The sequence below is a fragment of the Cellulomonas sp. A375-1 genome (genome assembly GCF_001040865.1).
In the GTDB taxonomy this organism is placed as follows: domain Bacteria; phylum Actinomycetota; class Actinomycetes; order Actinomycetales; family Cellulomonadaceae; genus Cellulomonas; species Cellulomonas gelida.
Window position 1 is genome coordinate 6,618 of the sequence record NZ_LFKW01000154.1, and the last position, 19,282, is coordinate 25,899.

At 74.3% G+C, this 19,282-nt stretch carries 16 protein-coding genes; 9 read left to right on the plus strand and 7 right to left on the minus strand.

Annotation, left to right across the window (positions count from 1 at the left end):
• Window positions 1-392: 392 nt before the first annotated feature.
• Window positions 393-869, plus strand: a complete 477-nt coding sequence (locus CWIS_RS16910) for a sigma-70 family RNA polymerase sigma factor (protein ID WP_048344536.1) — start codon at window positions 393-395, stop codon at window positions 867-869.
• The gene (locus CWIS_RS16915) at window positions 869-1,630 is read left to right on the plus strand and encodes a hypothetical protein (RefSeq protein ID WP_048344522.1); all 762 of its coding nucleotides are present in this window, start codon (window positions 869-871) and stop codon (window positions 1,628-1,630) included. Before CWIS_RS16910 ends, CWIS_RS16915 begins: the two co-directional genes overlap by 1 nt.
• 70 nt (window positions 1,631-1,700) lie before the next feature.
• On the opposite strand, the gene CWIS_RS16920 is transcribed toward CWIS_RS16915, so the two are convergent.
• The 7 genes from CWIS_RS16920 to CWIS_RS16950 all read right to left on the minus strand — a co-directional run bounded on the left by CWIS_RS16920 (window position 1,701) and on the right by CWIS_RS16950 (window position 9,825).
• Window positions 1,701-3,632 (minus strand): carbohydrate-binding domain-containing protein, encoded by a 1,932-nt coding sequence (locus CWIS_RS16920; RefSeq protein WP_048344523.1) that lies wholly within the window; start codon window positions 3,630-3,632, stop codon window positions 1,701-1,703.
• Between the two features lie 56 nt (window positions 3,633-3,688).
• The gene (locus tag CWIS_RS16925) at window positions 3,689-4,483 is read right to left on the minus strand and encodes a polyphosphate polymerase domain-containing protein (protein ID WP_048344524.1); all 795 of its coding nucleotides are present in this window, start codon (window positions 4,481-4,483) and stop codon (window positions 3,689-3,691) included.
• On the minus strand, window positions 4,480-5,154 hold the full coding sequence (locus tag CWIS_RS16930) for a DUF4956 domain-containing protein (RefSeq protein WP_231583979.1): 675 nt from the start codon (window positions 5,152-5,154) through the stop codon (window positions 4,480-4,482). Before CWIS_RS16930 ends, CWIS_RS16925 begins: the two co-directional genes overlap by 4 nt.
• Window positions 5,155-5,449: 295 nt before the next feature.
• Window positions 5,450-7,156, minus strand: coding sequence for a hypothetical protein (locus CWIS_RS16935; protein ID WP_048344525.1), 1,707 nt, complete (start codon window positions 7,154-7,156; stop codon window positions 5,450-5,452).
• Complete coding sequence (locus tag CWIS_RS16940; RefSeq protein WP_231583986.1) at window positions 7,153-7,704, minus strand: sigma-70 family RNA polymerase sigma factor; 552 nt, start codon at window positions 7,702-7,704, stop codon at window positions 7,153-7,155. The genes CWIS_RS16935 and CWIS_RS16940 overlap by 4 nt, the downstream gene beginning before the upstream one ends.
• Window positions 7,705-7,921: 217 nt before the next feature.
• Window positions 7,922-9,190, minus strand: a complete 1,269-nt coding sequence (locus CWIS_RS16945; RefSeq protein ID WP_048344527.1) for a hypothetical protein — start codon at window positions 9,188-9,190, stop codon at window positions 7,922-7,924.
• Window positions 9,187-9,825, minus strand: a complete 639-nt coding sequence (locus CWIS_RS16950) for an RNA polymerase sigma factor (RefSeq protein WP_082156571.1) — start codon at window positions 9,823-9,825, stop codon at window positions 9,187-9,189. The genes CWIS_RS16945 and CWIS_RS16950 overlap by 4 nt, the downstream gene beginning before the upstream one ends.
• Before the next feature lie 247 nt (window positions 9,826-10,072).
• Here CWIS_RS16950 and CWIS_RS16955 point away from each other — a divergent pair, with 247 nt between their 5' ends.
• The 7 genes from CWIS_RS16955 to CWIS_RS16985 all read left to right on the plus strand — a co-directional run.
• Window positions 10,073-12,382, plus strand: a complete 2,310-nt coding sequence (locus CWIS_RS16955; RefSeq protein ID WP_048344528.1) for a sodium-translocating pyrophosphatase — start codon at window positions 10,073-10,075, stop codon at window positions 12,380-12,382.
• Between the two features lie 158 nt (window positions 12,383-12,540).
• Complete coding sequence (locus CWIS_RS16960; protein WP_048344529.1) at window positions 12,541-13,248, plus strand: ThuA domain-containing protein; 708 nt, start codon at window positions 12,541-12,543, stop codon at window positions 13,246-13,248.
• 16 nt (window positions 13,249-13,264) lie between these two features.
• Complete coding sequence (locus CWIS_RS16965) at window positions 13,265-14,311, plus strand: PHB depolymerase family esterase (protein WP_156186705.1); 1,047 nt, start codon at window positions 13,265-13,267, stop codon at window positions 14,309-14,311.
• A gap of 79 nt (window positions 14,312-14,390) precedes the next feature.
• Window positions 14,391-15,953, plus strand: coding sequence for a methyltransferase (locus CWIS_RS16970; RefSeq protein ID WP_048344530.1), 1,563 nt, complete (start codon window positions 14,391-14,393; stop codon window positions 15,951-15,953).
• Between the two features lie 128 nt (window positions 15,954-16,081).
• Entirely contained in the window at window positions 16,082-17,335 is a 1,254-nt protein-coding gene (locus CWIS_RS16975) for an efflux RND transporter periplasmic adaptor subunit (protein WP_048344531.1), read from the plus strand.
• Window positions 17,328-18,101, plus strand: a complete 774-nt coding sequence (locus CWIS_RS16980) for an ABC transporter ATP-binding protein (RefSeq protein WP_048344532.1) — start codon at window positions 17,328-17,330, stop codon at window positions 18,099-18,101. The genes CWIS_RS16975 and CWIS_RS16980 overlap by 8 nt, the downstream gene beginning before the upstream one ends.
• Window positions 18,098-19,282, plus strand: a 1,185-nt coding sequence (locus tag CWIS_RS16985; protein WP_048344533.1) for an ABC transporter permease, incomplete at its 3' end; no start/stop codon positions are given. The genes CWIS_RS16980 and CWIS_RS16985, both read left to right, overlap by 4 nt.

Genomic DNA, 19,282 nt, shown 5'->3' on the forward strand with positions numbered 1-19,282 from the left:
AGTCACTGGGTCGGCGAGCTTCTCCGCCGCGACCCAGCGCTTGCTCCGGTTCTGAGGCGGTGAGGCCGGAGCGATCGCTGGGTCGGCGAGCCTCCCCGCCGCGACCCAGCGGTCGCTCGGGGTCCCGGATCGGGCTCGGCGGACGAGACGCGCTGCCGGTTGGGGTAAACACCTGGGCGGGTTGCGGCAGTCTCCTAGGTATGGGCACAGACGCGCCGACGAGCGCCGGGCGGGGCGACGCGCGTCGCGATGCAGCCGGCGCCCGCGAGCTCGGCAGTCTCGTACGAGCGCGGCAGTCCGGGGTGCCGACCTCGCGCGCGAGTGCCGAGCTCGTCGGGGATGCGTCGGGTGAGCGGGGGACGCACGTCGGGGTTGCGTCGGGCGAGCGGGGGGTGCACGACGAGGTGGCGCAGTTCGTCGGTGAGCATCGGCGTGCGCTGCTGCGCGTGGCGCTCGGCATGTGCCGCGAGGCCGCCGCAGCCGAGGACCTGGTGCAGGACACCGCGGTGCGCCTGCTCGTGCACTGGGACAAGGTGCGCACCGCGCGGGTCCCGTTCGCCTACGCGCGCACCGTGCTCGTGCGGCTCTACCTCGACCAGGTGCGCGGCCGGGAGGCGGCAGTGGTCGCCTCGGGCGGTCGCGAGCCGGTCGCGCCCGACGAGTACGCGTACGTCGAGTCGGTCGACGCGGCCGTCTCGATGATCGCCGGCCTGCCGCCCCGCGCCCGCGCGGTCCTCACGCTCCGCTACATCGAGGACCTGGACGACCGCGAGATCGCCCGCGTCCTGGGCATGTCCCGCAGCACCGTGCGCGTGACCGCGCACCAGGCCTTGCGCCGCCTGTCCGTCGCCGACCCGAGGAGGTCGTGATGAGCGTCAAGATCACCGAGAAGGACTTCGCGGCGGCGTTCCGTGCGCAGGTCGACGCGGAGGCCGACGACCTTCTCGTGCGCGCCGCCGCCGGGACGAGCCCGCAGCACGTGCCGGCGGCGAACCCCGAGCCGGGGCGAGCGGACCCCGCACCGGCGCGAGCGCGCTCGGCCGACGAGGTCCCGCGGCGCCGGTCAGGGCGCCTGATGGTCGTCACAGCGCCAACGCCGGGGCCGGACGGGCTCGTCGGGCGCCGGCGGCACGGGCGGGCTGTCGCCCTGACAGCCGCCGCAGCCGTGACCGTCGTCGGCGGTGTGGCCGCACTGCTCGTCGGACCGCTCACGGACGACGGACCGGACCCGGGTGCGGCACCGGTCTCGGTCGTGAGCATCGTCCGGGACGCGGTCCCGGACGGGCCGGTCGTCGTGGGACGGCTCGGAGTGCTCGACGGGTGCCTGGCGATCTCGCCGGGCACGCTCGTGGCCGTGAACCCGCCGATGTGGCAGTGGGACGGGCTGCGGGGTGCGCTGACGTGGATCGCCAGCTCGAGCAGCGAGCCGTTCCGGATCGGCGACGACCTGCGCGTCGCGGGCACGCTCGTGCCTGCGAGCCAGCTCCGGGCCGACGGCGTCGAGCTCCCGACGTCATGCGCAGACTTCGCGGGCGACGTGCTGCTCCTCGGCTCGCCCGTGCCGCGTACGGACGACGCACCCGCCCTCCCGCGCCTGGGGACCGGAGAGACGTCGTCGCCGCAGGGGTAGCGCCGCGCCCGGCGACGGACCGAAGCCGATCCCGGAGCGGCCTCGCCACGGGCGTGAGCACGGTGGCCGGTCAAGCGTCGCTCGACGTGGCCGGCGGAGCGGGCTGGCGCCCGGGCGCTTGGCCGTCGCCGGGACGCTCACCGCTCGACATGCCGCCGCCAGGAGCTCCGGGGCCGGCCATGCCTGCCGCGACCTCGCCCGCGGTGCCCGTGCCGGCGGTCGTCGTCCCGGCCGTGCCGCCGCGGCTGAGGGGCCCGGCGACCGCGTCGCCTGCGGTCCCGCCCAGGACCGCGGTGTACGTCGCGCCGTCGACCACGTCGGGGGACGAGTACACGACCGACGAGAACGGCTTGACCGCGGTGAACGAGGCGAGGACGTCGCCGTCGGACGAGACGACCTGCACGACGTCCCCGGCCGCGCCCTGTTGCGACAGCGTGATCCCGACGAACGACTGCGTGCCGCCCGACGGCGTCTGCGCCATGCCCGAGGACCCGACGGCGATGAGCTCGCCGCCCGTGATCTCGAACGTCCCGGCGTAGTCGAGCGAGCCGTTGCCGTCGTTCGTCGGGCCGGACACGACGACCGTCCCGCCGGTCATGGTCAGGTTCCCGTTGGAGTCCAGGCCGTCGCCCTGGGCGTCGACGACGAGCGTGCCGCCCGCGATGATGACGGACACGTTCTCGTCGGCCGCCTCCATGCCGCCGCCGCCGAAGCCGCCGCCCTGCTGGGCCTGGTCGCCGGTCGCGGTCTCGTCGGCGGAGCCGTCGGCGGTCGAGCCGTTGAGCCCGTCGTCGCTGGTGACGAGCGTGATGGTGCCGTCCAGGATCGTGATCTCCTGGGCCTCGAGCCCCTCGACGGCCTGCGTCACGTCGAGCGTCCCGCCCGCGACCTGCAGCGCGTACTCGCCGTGCACGGCGTCGTCACCAGATGCGAGCGTCAGCGCCCCGTCCGTGATCGAGACGACCGCGTCGGAGTGGATCGCGTCGTCGGCCGCATCGACCGCCAGCGTGCCTCCGCCGACGACGACCGCCGCGTCGCCGACGAGGCCCTTGGGGGAGGCGTCGTCGGCCACGGTCGCGTCCGCGCCGCCGCCCGTGGTGACGTCCAGGGTGCCGCCTGCGACGAGCACGTCGGTCGCCGCGGTCAGGCCGTCGTCGCCCGCGGTGAGGTCGAGCGTGCCGTCGTTCACCAGCACGTACCCGAGCGTCGCGTCCTCGTCGTCGTCGGACTTCAGCGCGTCGCCGCCCGCCGTGACGGTGAGCGTGCCGCCCTCGACGACGAGGTAGTCCTTGCCGCGGATCCCGTCGTCGACCGCGTCGACCGTGAGCGTGCCGGACGCGACGACCAGGCCGTCCTTCCCGACGATCCCGTCGTTGCCGTTGCCCGTGACGTCCAGCGAGCCGTCGCCGGTGATCGTCAGGTCACCCGCGCTGAACAGCGCGCCGCTCGCCTCGTCGTCGTCCGCGTAGGCGGAGGTGTCGGTCAGGCCGTTGTCGCTGCCGTCGGCGAGCACGACGTGCACGTCGTCGGCCTCGAGCACCTGCAGCGGTGAGGTGGTCGAGCTCGTCAGGTCGACGCCGTCGAGGACGAGCGTCACGTCCTGGTCGGGGGCCGTGACGACGACCTGCCCGTCGGCCAGCGTCCCGGACAGCCGGTAGGTGCCGCCCGCGGAGATCGTCACGGTGTCACCGTCGACGCTCACGGCGTCCGACGAGGACGACGACGATCCGTCGGCGAGCGTCACGTCGACCGCCGCGGACTCGTCGTAGGACGCGTCGCCCTCGTGCGGTGCGGTGTTCTGGGCCATCGCGGACTCGACCGTCAGGTCCGCGTCGGTGGACGCCGGGACGGTCGTGCCGGTGCCGGTGCCGGTGTCGGCGGTGGTCGAGGTCGGGGACGTCGACGACGAGTCGTCCTGCGCCGTGCACCCGGCCAGGATCAGGGCGACGACGGTCGCGGGGACGGCCGCGCGGATCGCGGCTCGCTTCAGGGGTGTGCGCATGGGGTCCTCCTCGGACTCAGGCGTGGTCGTGGGCTCGGGCGGGTTCGGGGGCCGGCTCAGACGCCAGCGGTCAGGCGCTCGTACGGCTCGATGTGCCGGTCGAGCACGCGGCGCCAGGGGGTCAGCGGGAGCTCGGGGTGCAGCACGGCCATCCCCGTCCCGTACTTGGAGATGCGGACGGGCCGGTGGCCGTGGCGCCACAACAGCCGGTCGGTGACCGACGGCGACGCGCCGGTCTTGGTCTCGATCACGACCAGCGGGCCGAGCGGGCGTTCGTCGCCGGTCTCGACGTCGACCCACACCAGGTCGGTGTCGATCGTCGTGCGGGCGATCGCGCCGGGTCGGCCGCCGTCGACGAGCAACGTGGTGCGGCGGTAGCGGTTCGCGAGCGTGGGGCGCAGCGGGCCGTCGAGCGGCCGGGCCGGGCCGAGCGTGCTCGTCGTGAACCGCCGGGCGTCGTCGGTGAGCTCGTGCGCGGCGCCGTCGTGCGGCTGGCGGAGCTTGACGGTCGAGCCGCGTGCGCCGCGGGTCTTGACCTCGACGAAGCAGTCGCCCGAGTCCGCGTACGTGCGGGTGCGGACCTTGTACCGGCCTCGCCGACGGTGCGCCGCGCCCAGGTAGCTCGCGAGCGCGGGGGTGTCGAAGTACACCGACGCGTACTGCGACGTGCGGCGACCCTCGATCTCGAGCACCCGTGCGCCGTCGGTCAGGGGGAGCGTCGCCAGCGCGACCGCGGGGAGCACGTACTTGCGGTCGACGCGGGTCAGGAGCCCTGCGCCGGCCTCGTCGATGTCCGCGAGCCCGACTGCCGTGAGCGTCGCGAGGCGCCGCTCGAGGTCCGCCGCGCTCACCGCAGCGGCTCCGGCTGCACGCTGCCGGCCCGCTCGTACCCCGCTTGGTACCCCGCCCCCTGAGGCTCGGCGTGCGGGTAGCCGGTGACGCCCGTCGCGCCCATGGGCTCGTCCGACGAGAACGGCAGCGTGCCCGCCGAGTAGCGCACGTCGACCGTCGTCGTGTCGTTGACCAGGTCGAGCCGCTGCACGGTCGCGGAGTGCACTCTTCCGCCGAGCAGCCGTTCCAGGTGGGCGACGAGCGCGGTCTCGTCGGCGATCGCGCGGTCCACCACGACGATCTGCTGCCGCAGCCGGTGCAGCACCCGCGGGCTGTCCGCGAACGCGACCACCGCCACGATCGCCGCCATGAGCCCGATCCCGAGCCCGATCGACGTGGTGCCGAGCCCGCCGATCAGCCCGAGCGCGAGCGCCGCGAAGTAGTAGGCGACCTCGTGCTGCGCGAGCTCGGTGGACCGCAGCCGGATGATCGACAGGACGCCGAACAGCCCGAGCCCCAGGCCCGCGGCGATCGTGCTCTGCGCGAGCGCGGCCGACACCGCGAGCACCCCGACGTTCACCGCGAGGAACGCGACGACGAGGTCGCGCCGCCGGTGCCGGGGCAGGTAGACGGCGAAGGTGAGGACGAGGATCGCGACGAGGTCCGCCGCGTAGAGGGCGTAGGGGGACACGGGGTGCTCCTGAGGTCGGGGCTGGCAACGACCTCGATTCAGCCAGCCTGACCTGGGCGAGCACTGGACGCCGGCTGGACCCCGGGTCCGAGTTCGTTGACCCTGCGTTCACGCCGACGCGGCTCAGCGGGTGAGCGCGAGGTGGGAGCTCGACACGAGCGGGCACCGGCGAGGGCGGCACTCCGGCGCGAGATCGGCAGTCCGGAGTGCCGACCTCGCGCAGGACTGCCGACCTCGCCGCCGCCGACCGCGCAGGGCTGGTCGACGTGGGAGTGCGGGTTCGCCTTCGACGAGGTCAGGGCGTGGCGAGCTCCACCGGGACGGGGCCGGCGACGAGAGTGCTCGGGGTGCCGTCGACGGTCAGGGACAGCGCAGCCCAGGCGTCGTAGGTCCCGGCGCTCAGCGGTCCGTCGCACCCCTCGGCGTCGCCGAAGGTGGTGCTGAACGTCGTGGACTCGCCCGGCTGGAGCGTCGTCGTGGTCGCGTCGTACATCGCGGTCAGGCCCATGCCCACCACCTGCTCGCCGTCCGAGAGCCCGGCACTCAGATGATCGGGCAGGAGAGTGACCGGGACGTCCCCGCTGTTCGTCACCGTGACGGAGAGCGCGCCGTCGGCCGGCGCCGCGGTCGCCTCGACGGCCAGCGGCGACTCCTGCGTGATCGCGGCCCACTGCGCGAGCTCGTCGGCGGAGGTGCCGCACGTCATCTCGAGCAGCCCCGGCATCTGGTCGTCGACGACCGCGTCGCCGGTGACCTGCAGCGGCCACGGCCCGGCCGCGGCGGACCAGTCGTCGGCGTCGGTCTCCCGCGCGCCGTCGGGACCCAGTGGCGTGAACGTCGACAGCGCCCAGACCTCGTAGTCGCCCGGCTCGAGCGGCGTGGTGTCGTCGGTGCAGCTCAGCAGGAGCGTCCCGGCGTCGAGCGGCGTCGATGCACCCGGGTCGAGCGAGAGGTCGATGCCGATGGCCTCGATGGGGCCGGGGCCGCCGACGACGACACCGTCACGCACCAGGACGACCTCGGGGTAGCCGGTCCGGGCGTCGATGTGCGCGGGGCCGTCGTTGGTGACCGCGAGCTGCAACGACAGGTTCTTGCCGGACGCAGCGGTGCGCGGCACCGAGCTCGCGCTGAGCAGCAGCGGCGCCGGGTTGGTCTGCGGGTCGGCGAGGTCGCGCAGCTCGTCGTCGGGCGCGCCGCAGGCCGTCGGTCCGGCGCCGATCGGCGCGCCGTCGATCGGGACCACGACCTCGAGCGGCTCGCTGGTCGAGCGCGCGAAGTACGGGGTCCCCGGCGCGTCCGACTCCGGGCCTGTGAGGCTCCACGTGACGGTCGAGGTCGCCATCAGCTCGTACGTGCCGGGTGCGAGGACTGCGTCCTCGCCGGTCGCGCACGAGACGAAGTCGCCCGCAAGGTCGAGCTCGAAGGGGAACGGCTTCGGCTCCATGTCGACGGCGACCTGCCGGGCCACGTCGAGAGGCATGTCCTGCGACCCGTCGAGCACCGCGACGACCGCCCCGTCGCGCACGAGGACGACGGAGGTCGCGATCGAGCCGCCCAGCGGCGTGCCGACGTAGTCAGCGCCCGGCATGTCCGCGACCGTGCTCACCGCCAAGGCCCAGGGCCCTTGCCGCACGGGCTCGAAGGAGTCCGGGGCGATCCTGGTCTCGACGACCCACCCCCCCGTGCCCGCACCGTGCGCTCTGACGACCCCGTCACCCGCGCGGATCTGCGACGCCGTCACGCGGCACTGCTCGGGCGCGTCGGCGGCGACCGCTAGCCCGCCGCCGCCCCCGTCCGCGAGGCGCGGCACGGCGACCGCGACGCCCGCGACGACGAGCGCGAGCGCACCGGCCGCGGCGGTCGTCCGACCGGCCCGACGACGCCGTGCGCGCGTGCGCACGAGCTCGACGGGGACCTCGTACGCGCGGGCCGCGGGCGAGTGCTCGGCGGCTGAGAGTGCGTCGGACAGGGGGTTGCGGGGCTGGTCGTGGTGCTCGGTCATGACCGGGTCCTCCCGGGGGTGAGCGGCACCGACTCGTCGTCCGGGAGCGGACCGAGCAGCGCCTCGAGCTTGTGACCGGCGGTGGACAGGTACCTCTTGACGGTGCCGTCGGCCAGGCCCATGCGGGCCGCGACCTCCGGGACGGTGAGGTCCTCGCACCAGCGCAGGACGGCGGCGGCGCGCTCCTGCGGTGCGAGCGTCGCCAGGGCGGCGCGCACGTCGAGCACAGCTCCCACCGCGGGTGCGGGGTCGCGTGCGGGCTCGTCGTGCCGGCCCAGCAGGTGCCGGACGCCCGACCACCGCTGGCGCCGACGCGCGTCGTCCAGGAACGTCGTCAGGATCGCGCGCCGCACGTACGCCTCGGCGTCGTCGGGCGTGAAACCGGCCCGACGACGCGCGAACGTGCGCACGAGCGCCTCCTGCACCAGGTCCTCGGCGGCGTGCGCCTGCCCCGTGAGCAGGTAGGCGTAGCCGAACAGCGCCCGCCCGCGCTCGCGGGCCAGCGTCGCCAGCACGTCGTCGTCGCCCACACCGCTCCGATCGGTCACGAGGCCGGCGGTGCGCCGTCCTCATCAGCAAGGACGACGAACCCTCGCGAACCGTTGTAGTGCATGGCAAGGCTCATCCGGTCGTCCGTCACCATCAGCGCGACGAGCCGAGCCGCTTCGTTGTTCCCGCACCGGTTCGTCGGGTCGCACCGACGAACCGGTGCCGGACCGACGAAGCCAGCCGCCGGGACGACGAACCGCGAGGCACCCGGGCGGGTCAGCCGGCGAGCGTGATCGCCAGGGGTGCGCTGCGGGTCAGCAGGACGCGCTCCGGGGAGGAAGCGGTGAACCGGGAGCCGTCGGGCTGGACCAGGGTCGGGTCGAGGACCAGGTACAGGACGGTGAGCTCGTAGTCGCCCGGAGGAAGCGGGTTGCCGTCGCACGTGGCAGACGCGTCGCCCGGCGACGCCAGGGTCACGTCCATCGGGACGGGCAGCCCCGTCGGCAGCACGACGTGCTCGAGGCCCGCGTCGCCGGGGCCGAGCTCGGAGCCCGCGACCACGACTCCGTCGCGCAGCAGCCAGTACGTCGCGTACGCGCGCGCGGTGCCGCTCAGGACGCCCGGACCCGTGTAGGTGACGGTCACGGGCAGGTGCCAGCCGTCGGGCGACGGCGTGATCCCCTGCTCGGGCAGGGTGGCGTCGACCCGGACGGGTGAGCCCTCAGGCCACTGCGGTGCCGGTTGCCCGCACACGGTCTCCATCCACCCGAGCGGTGGCAGTGCCGGGTCGGCGGTCGAGCTCGGGGCGGGGGTCACGTCCTCGGCGGTGCCGACGATCTCGAGCGTCCCGACGACCTCGTCACCGCGAGTCTCGCGGTCGAGCCGCGCGGAGACGAACAGCTGGTACGTCCCAGCAGGCAGGGGCGCCCCGGCCGACGAGCCCGCACCGTCGTCGCACACCGCGGCTGGCGTCCACGCCGCGACGAGGGTGTCCGAGGTCCCGTCGCCCAGCTCGGTGGCGTCGGCTGTTGCCACGACTACGCCGTCGAGCGCCAGCGCGAGCGTCAAGCCCTCCAGACGCGCACCTTCCTGCACGAGCCGCACGGACGTGAGCGTGCGCGCCGCGGTCCCTGAGCGCACCTCGTCGTCGAGGAGCGTGGTGCGAACGGTCGCGGTCGGAGCGTTGTCGCGCGTCGCGAACCACTGCGTGGGGTACCCGCACAGGTCGCCTGGCGCGCCCGGTGAGCTCCGCGGTGTGGGCAGGACGACCGGTGCCGTGCTCGCTCCGGCCGTCGCCGTCGGTCCAGCCGTGGCCGTCGGCGTGACCTGGCCCGGGACGACCTGGGGCTGGCGCAGGCCCACGGCGAGCGTCGAGCCGCCCACCCAGATCCCGACCGCCGCGACCGCGGCGACGCCGCCCAGCGCGAGGGTGCGGCGTCGACGACGCCCGTGCACGCGCGCCAGGACGACGTCGAGGTCCTCGAGCGGGCGTCGGGCGTGCGGGTCGTCGCCCAGGTCGTGCAGACGGTCGCGGAACTCGGTCATCGGGCACCTCCGTCGGGTCGAGCGGGCGGGCTGGTCTGCGGGCCGGTCTGCGGTCGTGCTCGCGGGCTCGGGTCGAGGTCGCGGCCCGGCCGCGGGCCGGCGGGGGCACGGCGCGCGACGACCGGCGTGACCTCGTCGTCGGCGTCCAGCGGGCCGAGCTCGTCCTCGAGCAGGCGCAGCGCGTCGTGCAGGTAGCGCTTGGCGGTGCCGACGGCCACACCCAGGCGTGCCGCGACCTCGGGGACGGTGAGGTCGTCGTAGTAGCGGAGCACCACGGCCGCGCGGTGCTGACGGCCCAGGACGTCGAGCGCCCGGCGCAGGTCGAGCCGGTCGTCGCTCTCGCCCGGGGCGGCGGCCTCGTCGGGCGTCGCGACGACGTGCCGAACCCGGTCGAACCGGGCCGACGAGCGGCGCTCGTCGAGGAACACCGTGAGCACGGCGCGCCGCACGTACGCCTCGGCGGAGTCGGGCGTGAACCCGCGCCGCAGGCGCCCGAACACGCGCACGAGCGCGTCCTGCACCACGTCCTGGGCCGCGGCGTGGTCGCCGCAGAGCAGGTGCGCGTACCCGACGAGTGCCGGTCCTCGTCGGTGCACCAGATCGGCCAGCAGCCGGTCAGCGTCGTCGTTGCGCACCGTGCTCCCTCTCCCGCTCGTCCGTCGTAGGGCCCGTCGCCCTCCTACCTTCTCGACGTCTGCGGCCACCAGGACCGTTGCCCCGCCGAAGGCGCGCGTCCACGTGGCCGTCACGCCGCGCCCGGACGGTGGTTACTCGCCCGTCACGTCTAGGACCTTGGGCCGTGGCTAGACTGCCCCATCGCGCGGCAACGGGGCCGTGCGGGAGGACGTGCAGGGGGTGCGTCCGAGGGTCCGAGGAGGGTGCATGGTCGAGCTCGGTTCCACGAGCCTGACGATCGTCGGGGTCATCGCAGCGTTGGCGATCGCCTCGCTCGTCGTCGCGGCGGTGCTGCGGCGGCAGGTGCTGGCGGCAGGCGACGGCACGGCGTCGATGCAGGAGATCGCCAGAGCGGTGCAGGAAGGCGCGTCCGCCTACCTCAACCGGCAGTTCCGGACGCTCGCGCTGTTCGCGGTGGTCGTCTGCGCGTTGCTGTTCCTGCTGCCGGGAGACGGCGGGGTCAAGCTCGGACGCTCGATCTTCTTCCTGGTCGGTGCGGCGTTCTCCGCCGCGATCGGCTTCCTGGGCATGTGGCTCGCGACGCGCGCCAACGTGCGCGTGGCCGCGGCGGCGTCGCTGCCCGGCGGACGGGCCGAGGGCGCGCGCATCGCGTTCCGGACCGGCGGCGTCGTCGGCATGTCGGTGGTGGGCCTCGGCCTGCTCGGTGCTGCGGGAGTCGTGCTGATCTACCGGGGTGACGCCCCCGCGGTGCTGGAGGGCTTCGGCTTCGGCGCGGCGCTGCTCGCGATGTTCATGCGCGTCGGCGGCGGCATCTTCACCAAGGCCGCGGACGTCGGCGCGGACCTGGTCGGCAAGGTCGAGCAGGGCATCCCCGAGGACGACCCGCGCAACGCCGCGACCATCGCGGACAACGTGGGCGACAACGTCGGCGACTGCGCCGGCATGGCGGCCGACCTCTTCGAGTCCTACGCCGTGACGCTGGTCGCGGCGCTCATCCTGGGCCGTGCCGCGTTCGGCGAGCAGGGCCTGGTGTTCCCGCTCATCGTGACCGCGGTCGGCGCGCTGGTCGCCGCGCTGGGCGTGCTGATCACGCGCGTGCGGGGCGCGGAGAGCGGCCTGACCGCGATCAACCGCGGCTTCTACATCTCGGCGGTCGTCGGGGTCGTCCTCGCGGGCATCGCGGCGTTCGTGTACCTGCCGGGCTCGTTCGCGGACTTCGTCGGCGGCACGGCGGACCTGTCCGGCCAGGACGGCGACCCCCGGCTGATCGCCACGGCGGCGGTCGCGATCGGCGTCGTTCTCGCGGGCGTCATTCTGTGGGTCACCGGCTACTTCACCGGCACGACGAGCAAGCCGACGCTCCACGTCGCGGAGACGACCCGCACGGGTGCGGCCACGGTCGTGCTCTCGGGCATCGGCGTCGGCTTCGAGTCCGCGGTCTACACCGCGGGCATCATCGCGGCGGCGATCTGCGGCGTGTTCCTCATCGCGGGCGGCAACGTCGCGCTGTCGCTGTTCCTCATCGCGCTCGCGGGCTGCGGCCTGCTGACGACGGTCGGTGTGATCGTCGCGATGGACACGTTCGGGCCGGTCTCGGACAACGCGCAGGGCATCGCGGAGATGTCCGGCGACGTGACCGAGGAGGGCGCGCAGATCCTCACCGACCTCGACGCGGTCGGGAACACGACGAAGGCCGTCACCAAGGGCATCGCGATCGCGACGGCGGTGCTCGCCGCGACGGCCCTGTTCGGGTCGTACGCGGACGCCGTGGCGACCAAGATCGCCGAGGTCGGTAACGCACCCGTCGACGACCTGGTCGCCGCGATGATGAACTACGAGATCATCAGCCCGGTCACGCTCGTCGGCGTGATCCTGGGTGGCGCGACCGTGTTCCTGTTCTCGGGGCTGGCGATCGACGCCGTGACCCGCGCGGCAGGTGCGATCGTGTTCGAGGTGCGCCGCCAGTTCCGCGAGAACCCGGGCATCATGACGCACGAGGTGCGGCCCGAGTACGGCCGTGTCGTCGACATCTGCACGCGCGACTCGCTGCGCGAGCTCGCGACGCCGGGTCTGCTCGCGGCGTTCGCGCCCATCGCGGTCGGGTTCGGCCTCGGCATCGGCCCGCTCGCCGGGTTCCTCGCGGGGGCGATCGGCGCCGGCGTGCTCATGGCGGTGTTCCTCGCGAACTCCGGCGGCGCGTGGGACAACGCGAAGAAGATCGTCGAGGACGGGCACCACGGCGGCAAGAACTCGCCCGCGCACGAGGCCGCGATCATCGGTGACACCGTCGGTGACCCGTTCAAGGACACCGCCGGCCCGGCGATCAACCCGCTCATCAAGGTCATGAACCTGGTGTCGGTGCTCATCGCCCCGGCGATCGTCGTGGTCTCGTTCGGCGAGGACGCGAACACGCCGCTGCGCCTGGGCATCGCGCTGGTCGCGGCGGCCATCGCGTTCGGCGCGGTCATCGCGAGCCGCCTGCGTGCGGCCCGCGTGGACCGGGAGGGTGCGCTCGCGCACGCGCTCGACGAGCCGGACAAGATCGCGGCCGTCTGATCCTCCCCACGACCTCGCACGAACCTCGCACGAACCCGCACGACCCGTACGCACGAGAGCGTGGCACCGCACCAGGTGCCGCGCTCTCGTGCTCCCGGTACGGGTTCGGGCGCAGGAGGTCTTGCGGGCCCAGGTGAGCGGCGTGGTTGGCTGGGGGCATGGCGACGGTGCTGGTGCTGGCGGGTGCGGGACGGTACAGCGACCCGTGGCACGACTGCGCCGCGCAGGCGGACGAGGTCGCGCAGGTCGCGCGTGCGCTCGGCCACGAGGTCCGCGTGCGCAGCACGCACCCCGCGACGTTCGACGAGCCGGGGCTCGACGAGTGGGCGCCGCAGCTGCTCGCGGTGGTCGCGGCGGGCGACCCGGCGCACCGCACGGACCCGGGACCGGAGGCCGGCGAGTGGCGCCGCTTCCACGACGCGCGCCAGGCGCTCGTCGACGGCGGTGCCGCGGTGCTCGCGCTGCACGAGTCGTCGTACGCGTTCGGCGACGACCCGCGGTGGGCCGCGACGATCGGCGGCCAGTGGGTCGACGCCCGCTCGTGGCACCCGCCGTACGGCCCGGCGACATTCCGCGTCGTCGACGACGAGCACCCCGTCACCTGGAGCCTGGGCGAGGTCACGACCGAGGACGAGCGCTACGCCGACCTCGTGGTCGCCGACGAGGCGCACGTGCTCGTCGTCGCGGACGTCACGCCCGACGAGGCGCACGGGCACGGCACGGCGGGCGCGCACCCCGTGGTCTGGACGATGCCCGGCACGACGAGGGTCCTGTACGACGCGCTCGGCCACGACGCCCGCGCGCTGTCGAGCCCGTCGCGCCGGGCGCTGCTCGCGTCCGAGCTGTCCTGGCTCCTGCAACGCTGACGACCGAGGGGTGCCGATGAGAACCGGGAGGCGGCGGCTCGTGGCCCTGACCGCGGGCGCGGCGCTCGCGCTGGGCCTCGTGGGCTGCACGACGTCCGACGACGCGACGACCGACCGTGCGACGGCGGACTCCGCAACGGCAGACCGCGCGGCGACCGACCGCGCGACGCGCGGCGAGCAGTCCGACGAGGCGACGCCCGCCGCCACGACCGGCACCGGGGCGTTCACGCACGTGTTCGACTTCGGCTCCAACCCCGGCGGTCTGAGCATGTACCAGTACCTGCCGGCCGAGCTGGCGGACCCGGCCCCGGTCGTCGTCGCGATCCACTACTGCTCGGGCTCGGCGCAGGACTTCCGCACCACGGGGATCGAGCAGCTCGCCGACTCCCAGGGCTTCGTCGTCGTCTACCCGCAGGCCGACCGGCTGGGCCACTGCTTCGACGTGTCCTCGACCGCGAGCCTCACGCGGGACGGCGGCGGCGACTCGCAGAGCATCGCGCAGATGGTCGAGCAGGTGCAGGGCGCGCACCACACGGACCCCGGGCGCGTGTTCGTGTTCGGCTACTCGTCGGGCGCGATGATGACCGAGGTGCTCCTGGCCGCCTACCCGGACGTGTTCGCGGCGGGCGCGGCGTTCGCGGGCGTCCCCGCGGGCTGCGCCGCGACGTCGGACCCGCCGCCGGGCCCGCTGCGCCCGGTCCCGCGCACGCCGGAGTGCTGGGGCGGTCAGGTCGATCACACGCCGCAGGAGTGGGGCGACCTCGCGCACGCGATGGACCCCGCGTGGACCGGCCCACGACCACGCGTGCAGCTGTGGCACGGCACCGACGACGCCGTGCTGCTCTACCCGAACTTCGGCGAGGCCGTGGAGCAGTGGACGAACGTGCTCGGGGTCTCCGCGGAGCCGGTCTCGACCGTGGAGCTCGACGGCGGGTGGACGCGGACGCGGTACGGCGCGGACGGCGACCAGCCGCCCGTCGAGGCGTACAGCCTGCAGGGCGGGACGCACACCTTCGCGGTGGACGTCGCCGCGATGGCCCGGTTCTTCGGCCTCGACGGCTGAGCGAGCGGGCCCGAGACGGCCGGCCCGGGACAGGGGCGCAGCGCGGCAGGTGCGCGCGCCGCTCGGGGAAGATGGGGGAGTGGATGCTCCCCTGAACGCCCCGGACCTGGTCGATGCGCTGCGGGCCGACCTCGACGCCGTCGGGTACGACGTCGAGCACGTCGAGTCGGTGCTCGGCCCCGTGGCCGCGGGTGCGCTGCACCGCGCGGAGGTCGTGCCGGCGCTGCGCGCGACCGAGACGGCGCTCGCGCTCGGCGGCGGCGACGAGGCGGTCGCGGTCCTCACCCGCCTGTTCGTCCTGGGCGTCTCGACCACGCGCGGCCGGCTGGACCGTGCGCTCGCGCGGCTGGGCACGGACGGCGCGCAGCGCCTCGGGCTCGTCACGACCGCGGGGCAGGCGCCCGACGACGAGGTGCGCGCACTCGTCGACCTGCGCCCGTACGCCGCCGTCGACGGCCGCGGCGAGGCGACCTGGTGGCTCGCGTCCGACCTGGGCGAGCTCGCGACAGGGGGCGCGCTGCGCACGGACCACGTGCTCGGGGTGGGCGGCGCCTCGACGACGCTCGCGCAGGTCACCGTGCGCGACGAGCGCGCGCGAGGCCTCGACCTCGGCACGGGCTGCGGTGTGCAGGCGCTGCACGCGTCGCGGCACGTCGGGCACGTCACGGCCACGGACATCTCGCGGCGCGCGCTGGGCTTCGCGCGGTTCAACGCGGCGCTCGCGGGGATCGGCGAGGACCGGCTCGCGCTGCGCGAGGGCTCGATGCTCGAACCGGTCGCGCACGAGCGGTTCGACCTCGTCGTGAGCAACCCGCCGTTCGTCATCACGCCGCGGCGCGCCGACGTCCCGTCGTACGAGTACCGCGACGGTGGCCGCGCGGGCGACGACCTGGTGCGCGACCTCGTCGTCGGGGTGACCGACGTGCTCGAGCCCGGCGGCGTCGCGCAGCTCCTGGGCAACTGGGAGGTGCGGCGCGGCGAGCCGTGGGACGCGCGCGTGGGGCAGTGGCTCGACGCGTCGGGCCTGGACGGGTGGGTGGTCCAGCGCGAGCTGCTGGACCCCGCGCAGTACGCCGAGACGTGGATCCGGGACGGCGGCACCACGCCCGAGCGGGACCCCGCGGGGTGGACGCTGCGTTACGGCGCGTGGCTCGACGACTTCGCGAGCCGTGACGTCGAGGCGGTCGGGTTCGGCGTCGTGACGCTGCGCAAGCCGCATGACGAGGCCCGGGGCGCGCGGCTGCGCCGCCTCGAGGAGGTCACCGGGACGGTCCAGCAGCCGCTCGGGCCGGTGCTCGCGGCGTCGCTCGCGGCGCACGACTGGCTCGCCGCACGCGACGACGACGCCCTCGCGCGCGAGCGCCTGCAGGTCGCAAGGGACGTGACCGAGGAGCGGTACCTCACGCCGGGTGCCGCGGACCCGCAGGTCGTCCTGCTGCGCCAGGGCGGCGGGTTCGGACGCACGGTGCAGGTCGGCACCGCGGTGGCGGGGCTCGTCGGGGCGTGCGACGGCGAGCTCGCGGTCGGCCAGATCGTCGGAGCGCTCGGCGCGCTGCTGGGGACCGGCGCCGAGGCGGTCGCGGCCGAGGTCCTGCCGACCGTGCGCGGGCTCGTCGAGGACGGCCTCCTCCTGCCCGCCTGACATCACCGTTCTGCGGCATTCGCGCAGGCCAGAGCGCCGCGCTCCCAGTCTGCTCACAGGTCCGTCACATCCTCACCCCAGGTCCCTTCCCTACGTTCTGGCCCGGAACGTTCGGAGGAAGGGTGCAGATGTCTGCTCGGACAAGGCGTCGGTGGGTGCGCGTCTCGGTGTCCGCCGGCGCGGTGGTGGCGCTGCTCGCCGGCGGTGCGTGGTGGATCTGGTGGCGCGACGCCGGGCCGGCCGAGGCCGACGAGGTCACGACCCAGACCGTGCAGGCGAGCCTGACGACGATGGAGAAGTCCGTCACCGGCACGGGCACGCTCACCCCGACGGTCAACGAGAGCGTGTCGTTCGCGGTCTCGGGCACGGTGACGTCCGTCGCGGTCGCTGTCGGCGACACCGTCACGGAGGGTCAGGAGCTCGCGACGGTCGACACGCTCGAGCTCAACGCGGACCTCCTGGACGCCAAGGCGACCCTCGTCTCGGCGCAGGCGACGCTCGCGAACGCCGAGGACGACGACGACGGCTCCGACGTCGCGCAGGCCCAGGTCGACGCGGCGGCCGCACAGGTCGACGTCGCCCAGGCGCGTTACGACGACGCCGCCGAGGCGATGGACGACGCGACCCTCGTGGCGCCCGCCGCGGGCCTGGTCACGAGCGTGGACCTCGAGGTCGGCGACGTCGTGACCGGCAGCGGCTCGTCGAGCGGCGGGGGCGGCTCGACGGGTGGGGCGTCCGGCGGGGCGGGCGGCACGACGAGCACGTCGACGGCCTCGTCGGCGCAGTTCGTGATCGTCGGGACGCAGGCGTGGGAGGTCACCACGAGCGTCGACGAGTCCGACGTCGCGCTGGTCGAGGTCGGCGACCAGGTGGAGATGACCTCCGACGACCTCACGGAGACGCTGTACGGCGTCGTGACCGAGGTCGGGCTGGTCTCGAGCAGCACGACGAGCGTGGCGTCCTTCCCTGTGACGATCGACGTGACGTTGCCCGACCAGACGCTGCACGACGGCGTGAGCGTGGACGTCGAGATCATCTACGAGCGCCGTACCGACGTCCTGACGGTGCCGTCGCTCGCGGTGACGCGTGCCGACGACGGCACGTCGCAGGTCACGAAGGCCGGCGACGACGGCGCGACGCAGACCGTGACGGTCGAGACCGGGGCGTCGTCCGGCACCGTGGTCGAGATCACCTCCGGGCTGAGCGAGGGCGACTCGGTCGTCGTGCAGGTCGCGCCCGCCGGCCGCGGCAACGGCACCGGCGGAGGCACAGGGGGCGAGCAGGGCCAGCTCCCGGGCTCCGGCGGCAGCGACGGCCAGATGCCGCTGCCGCCCGAGGGCTTCGATTTCGGGGGCGCGGGCGGTGGGCCGCGCAATGGCTGACCTGTTCCCGCCCGCGTCGACGCTCGACGTCGGCCACCCGGACCCGGCGGTGGACCACCCCGTCATCGAGCTCACGGGCGGCCGCAAGACGTACCGCACGGGATCGATCGAGTTCGAGGCGCTGCGTGGCGTGGACCTGCGGATCGACCGCGGGCAGTACGTGGCGATCGTCGGGCCGTCCGGCTCCGGCAAGTCGACGCTCATGAACGTCCTGGGCTGCCTCGACACGCTCACGGCGGGCGAGTACAGACTTGCGGGCGAGGACGTCGCCCAGCTCGACGAGGTCGAGCTCGCGCAGGTCCGCAACCGGCGCATCGGGTTCGTGTTCCAGCAGTTCCACCTGCTGCCGGCGCTGTCCGCGTTGCGCAACGTCGAGCTCCCGCTGCAGTACCGGCGGGTGCCGGCCGCCGAGCGTCGGGCGCGCGCCACCGAGGCGCTCGAGCGCGTCGGGCTCGGCGACCGCCTGGACAACCGCCCGGGCGAGCTGTCCGGCGGGCAGCAGCAGCGCGTGGCCGTGGCGCGCGCGCTCGTCGGCGACCCGGACCTGCTCCTGGCCGACGAGCCCACCGGCAACCTGGACTCCACGTCGACGCGCGACGTGCTCGCGCTGCTCGACGACCTGCACGCGCAGGGCCGCAGCATCGTGCTCATCACGCATGAGCCCGACGTGGCGCAGCGTGCGCAGCGCGTCGTGCACGTGCTCGACGGGCTCGCGCAGGAGGAGCGCCGGCCGTCGGCTGCCCGGCGGACGGAGGAGCGGGCATGACCTGGACCGAGACCCTACGGACCGGGTGGTCGGCGATCCGCAGCCACGGCCTGCGCTCGTCGCTCACCGTCCTCGGCATCCTCATCGGGATCGCGGCGGTCATCCTCACCGTCGGCCTCGGCCTCGGCACGCAGAAGGACGTGTCCGCGCAGATCAGCGCGCTGGGCTCGAACCTGCTGATCGTCACGCCGGGCTCGAGCACGTCGACCGACGGCACACGCGGCGGGTTCGGCTCGGCCGCGACGCTCACGCGCACCGACGCCGACGCTCTCGCCTCCGAGGTCGCCGCGCCGGACGTCGCGGGCGTCGCCGCCGAGAAGCAGACGAGCCTGTCGCTCGAGGCGAACGACACCAACTGGACGACGACCGTCACGGGCACGACCGAGCGCTGGCTCGAGGTGCGCTCGCGCGCCCTGTCGTCGGGCGAGTTCCTGACCTCGGCCGACGACGCCGAGCGAGCCGCGGTCGTCGTGCTGGGTGCGCAGACGGCGACCGAGCTGTTCGGCCGCACCAACGTCGTCGGCCAGACCGTGACGATGTCCGGGACGGACTTCACGGTCGTCGGCGTGCTCGCCGAGCAGGGCGCGAGCGGCGACGCGAACCTCGACGACCTCGCGGTCGTGCCGTTGTCGACCATGGCCGAGTCGCTCGTGGGCGGGTGGCAGCGCAACGCGCTGTCGACGATCTACGTGCAGGCCGCGTCGTCCGACCAGCTCTCGGCCGCGTCGCAGGAGGTCACGACGATCCTGCTCAACCTGCACGGTGCGACCTCGAGCGACTCGGCGGACTTCACGGTCGCGTCGCAGGACTCGCTGGTCTCGACGGCCACGGCCGTCTACCGCACGCTCACCGTGCTGCTCACGGGCATCGCCGCGTTGTCGCTGCTCGTCGGCGGGATCGGCGTCATGAACATCATGCTCGTGTCCGTCACCGAGCGGACGCGCGAGATCGGCCTGCGCAAGGCCCTCGGCGCGCCGCCGTGGGCGATCCGGCGGCAGTTCCTGGTCGAGGCGTCGGTGCTCGGCCTCGGCGGCGGTGTGCTCGGCGCGGCGCTCGGCATCGCCGCAGCCACCTGGCTGCCGGACCTGCTCGACACGTCGATCGTCGTGTCCGGAGCGGCCGTCGCCGGATCGGTCGCGATCGCGGTCGGCATCGGCCTCGTCTTCGGCGTGTACCCGGCG

Excerpts from the sequence above, each read along its gene's own strand:
- CWIS_RS16935 (WP_048344525.1), bottom strand. The coding sequence starts at position 7,156 with ATGACCGAGCACCACGACCAGCCCCGCAACCCCCTGTCCGACGCACTC.
- CWIS_RS16915 (WP_048344522.1), top strand. The coding sequence starts at position 869 with ATGAGCGTCAAGATCACCGAGAAGGACTTCGCGGCGGCGTTCCGTGCG.
- CWIS_RS16920 (WP_048344523.1), bottom strand. The coding sequence starts at position 3,632 with ATGCGCACACCCCTGAAGCGAGCCGCGATCCGCGCGGCCGTCCCCGCG.
- CWIS_RS16960 (WP_048344529.1), top strand. The coding sequence starts at position 12,541 with ATGGCGACGGTGCTGGTGCTGGCGGGTGCGGGACGGTACAGCGACCCG.
- CWIS_RS16965 (WP_156186705.1), top strand. The coding sequence starts at position 13,265 with ATGAGAACCGGGAGGCGGCGGCTCGTGGCCCTGACCGCGGGCGCGGCG.
- CWIS_RS16955 (WP_048344528.1), top strand. The coding sequence starts at position 10,073 with ATGGTCGAGCTCGGTTCCACGAGCCTGACGATCGTCGGGGTCATCGCA.
- CWIS_RS16975 (WP_048344531.1), top strand. The coding sequence starts at position 16,082 with ATGTCTGCTCGGACAAGGCGTCGGTGGGTGCGCGTCTCGGTGTCCGCC.
- CWIS_RS16945 (WP_048344527.1), bottom strand. The coding sequence starts at position 9,190 with ATGACCGAGTTCCGCGACCGTCTGCACGACCTGGGCGACGACCCGCAC.
- CWIS_RS16980 (WP_048344532.1), top strand. The coding sequence starts at position 17,328 with ATGGCTGACCTGTTCCCGCCCGCGTCGACGCTCGACGTCGGCCACCCG.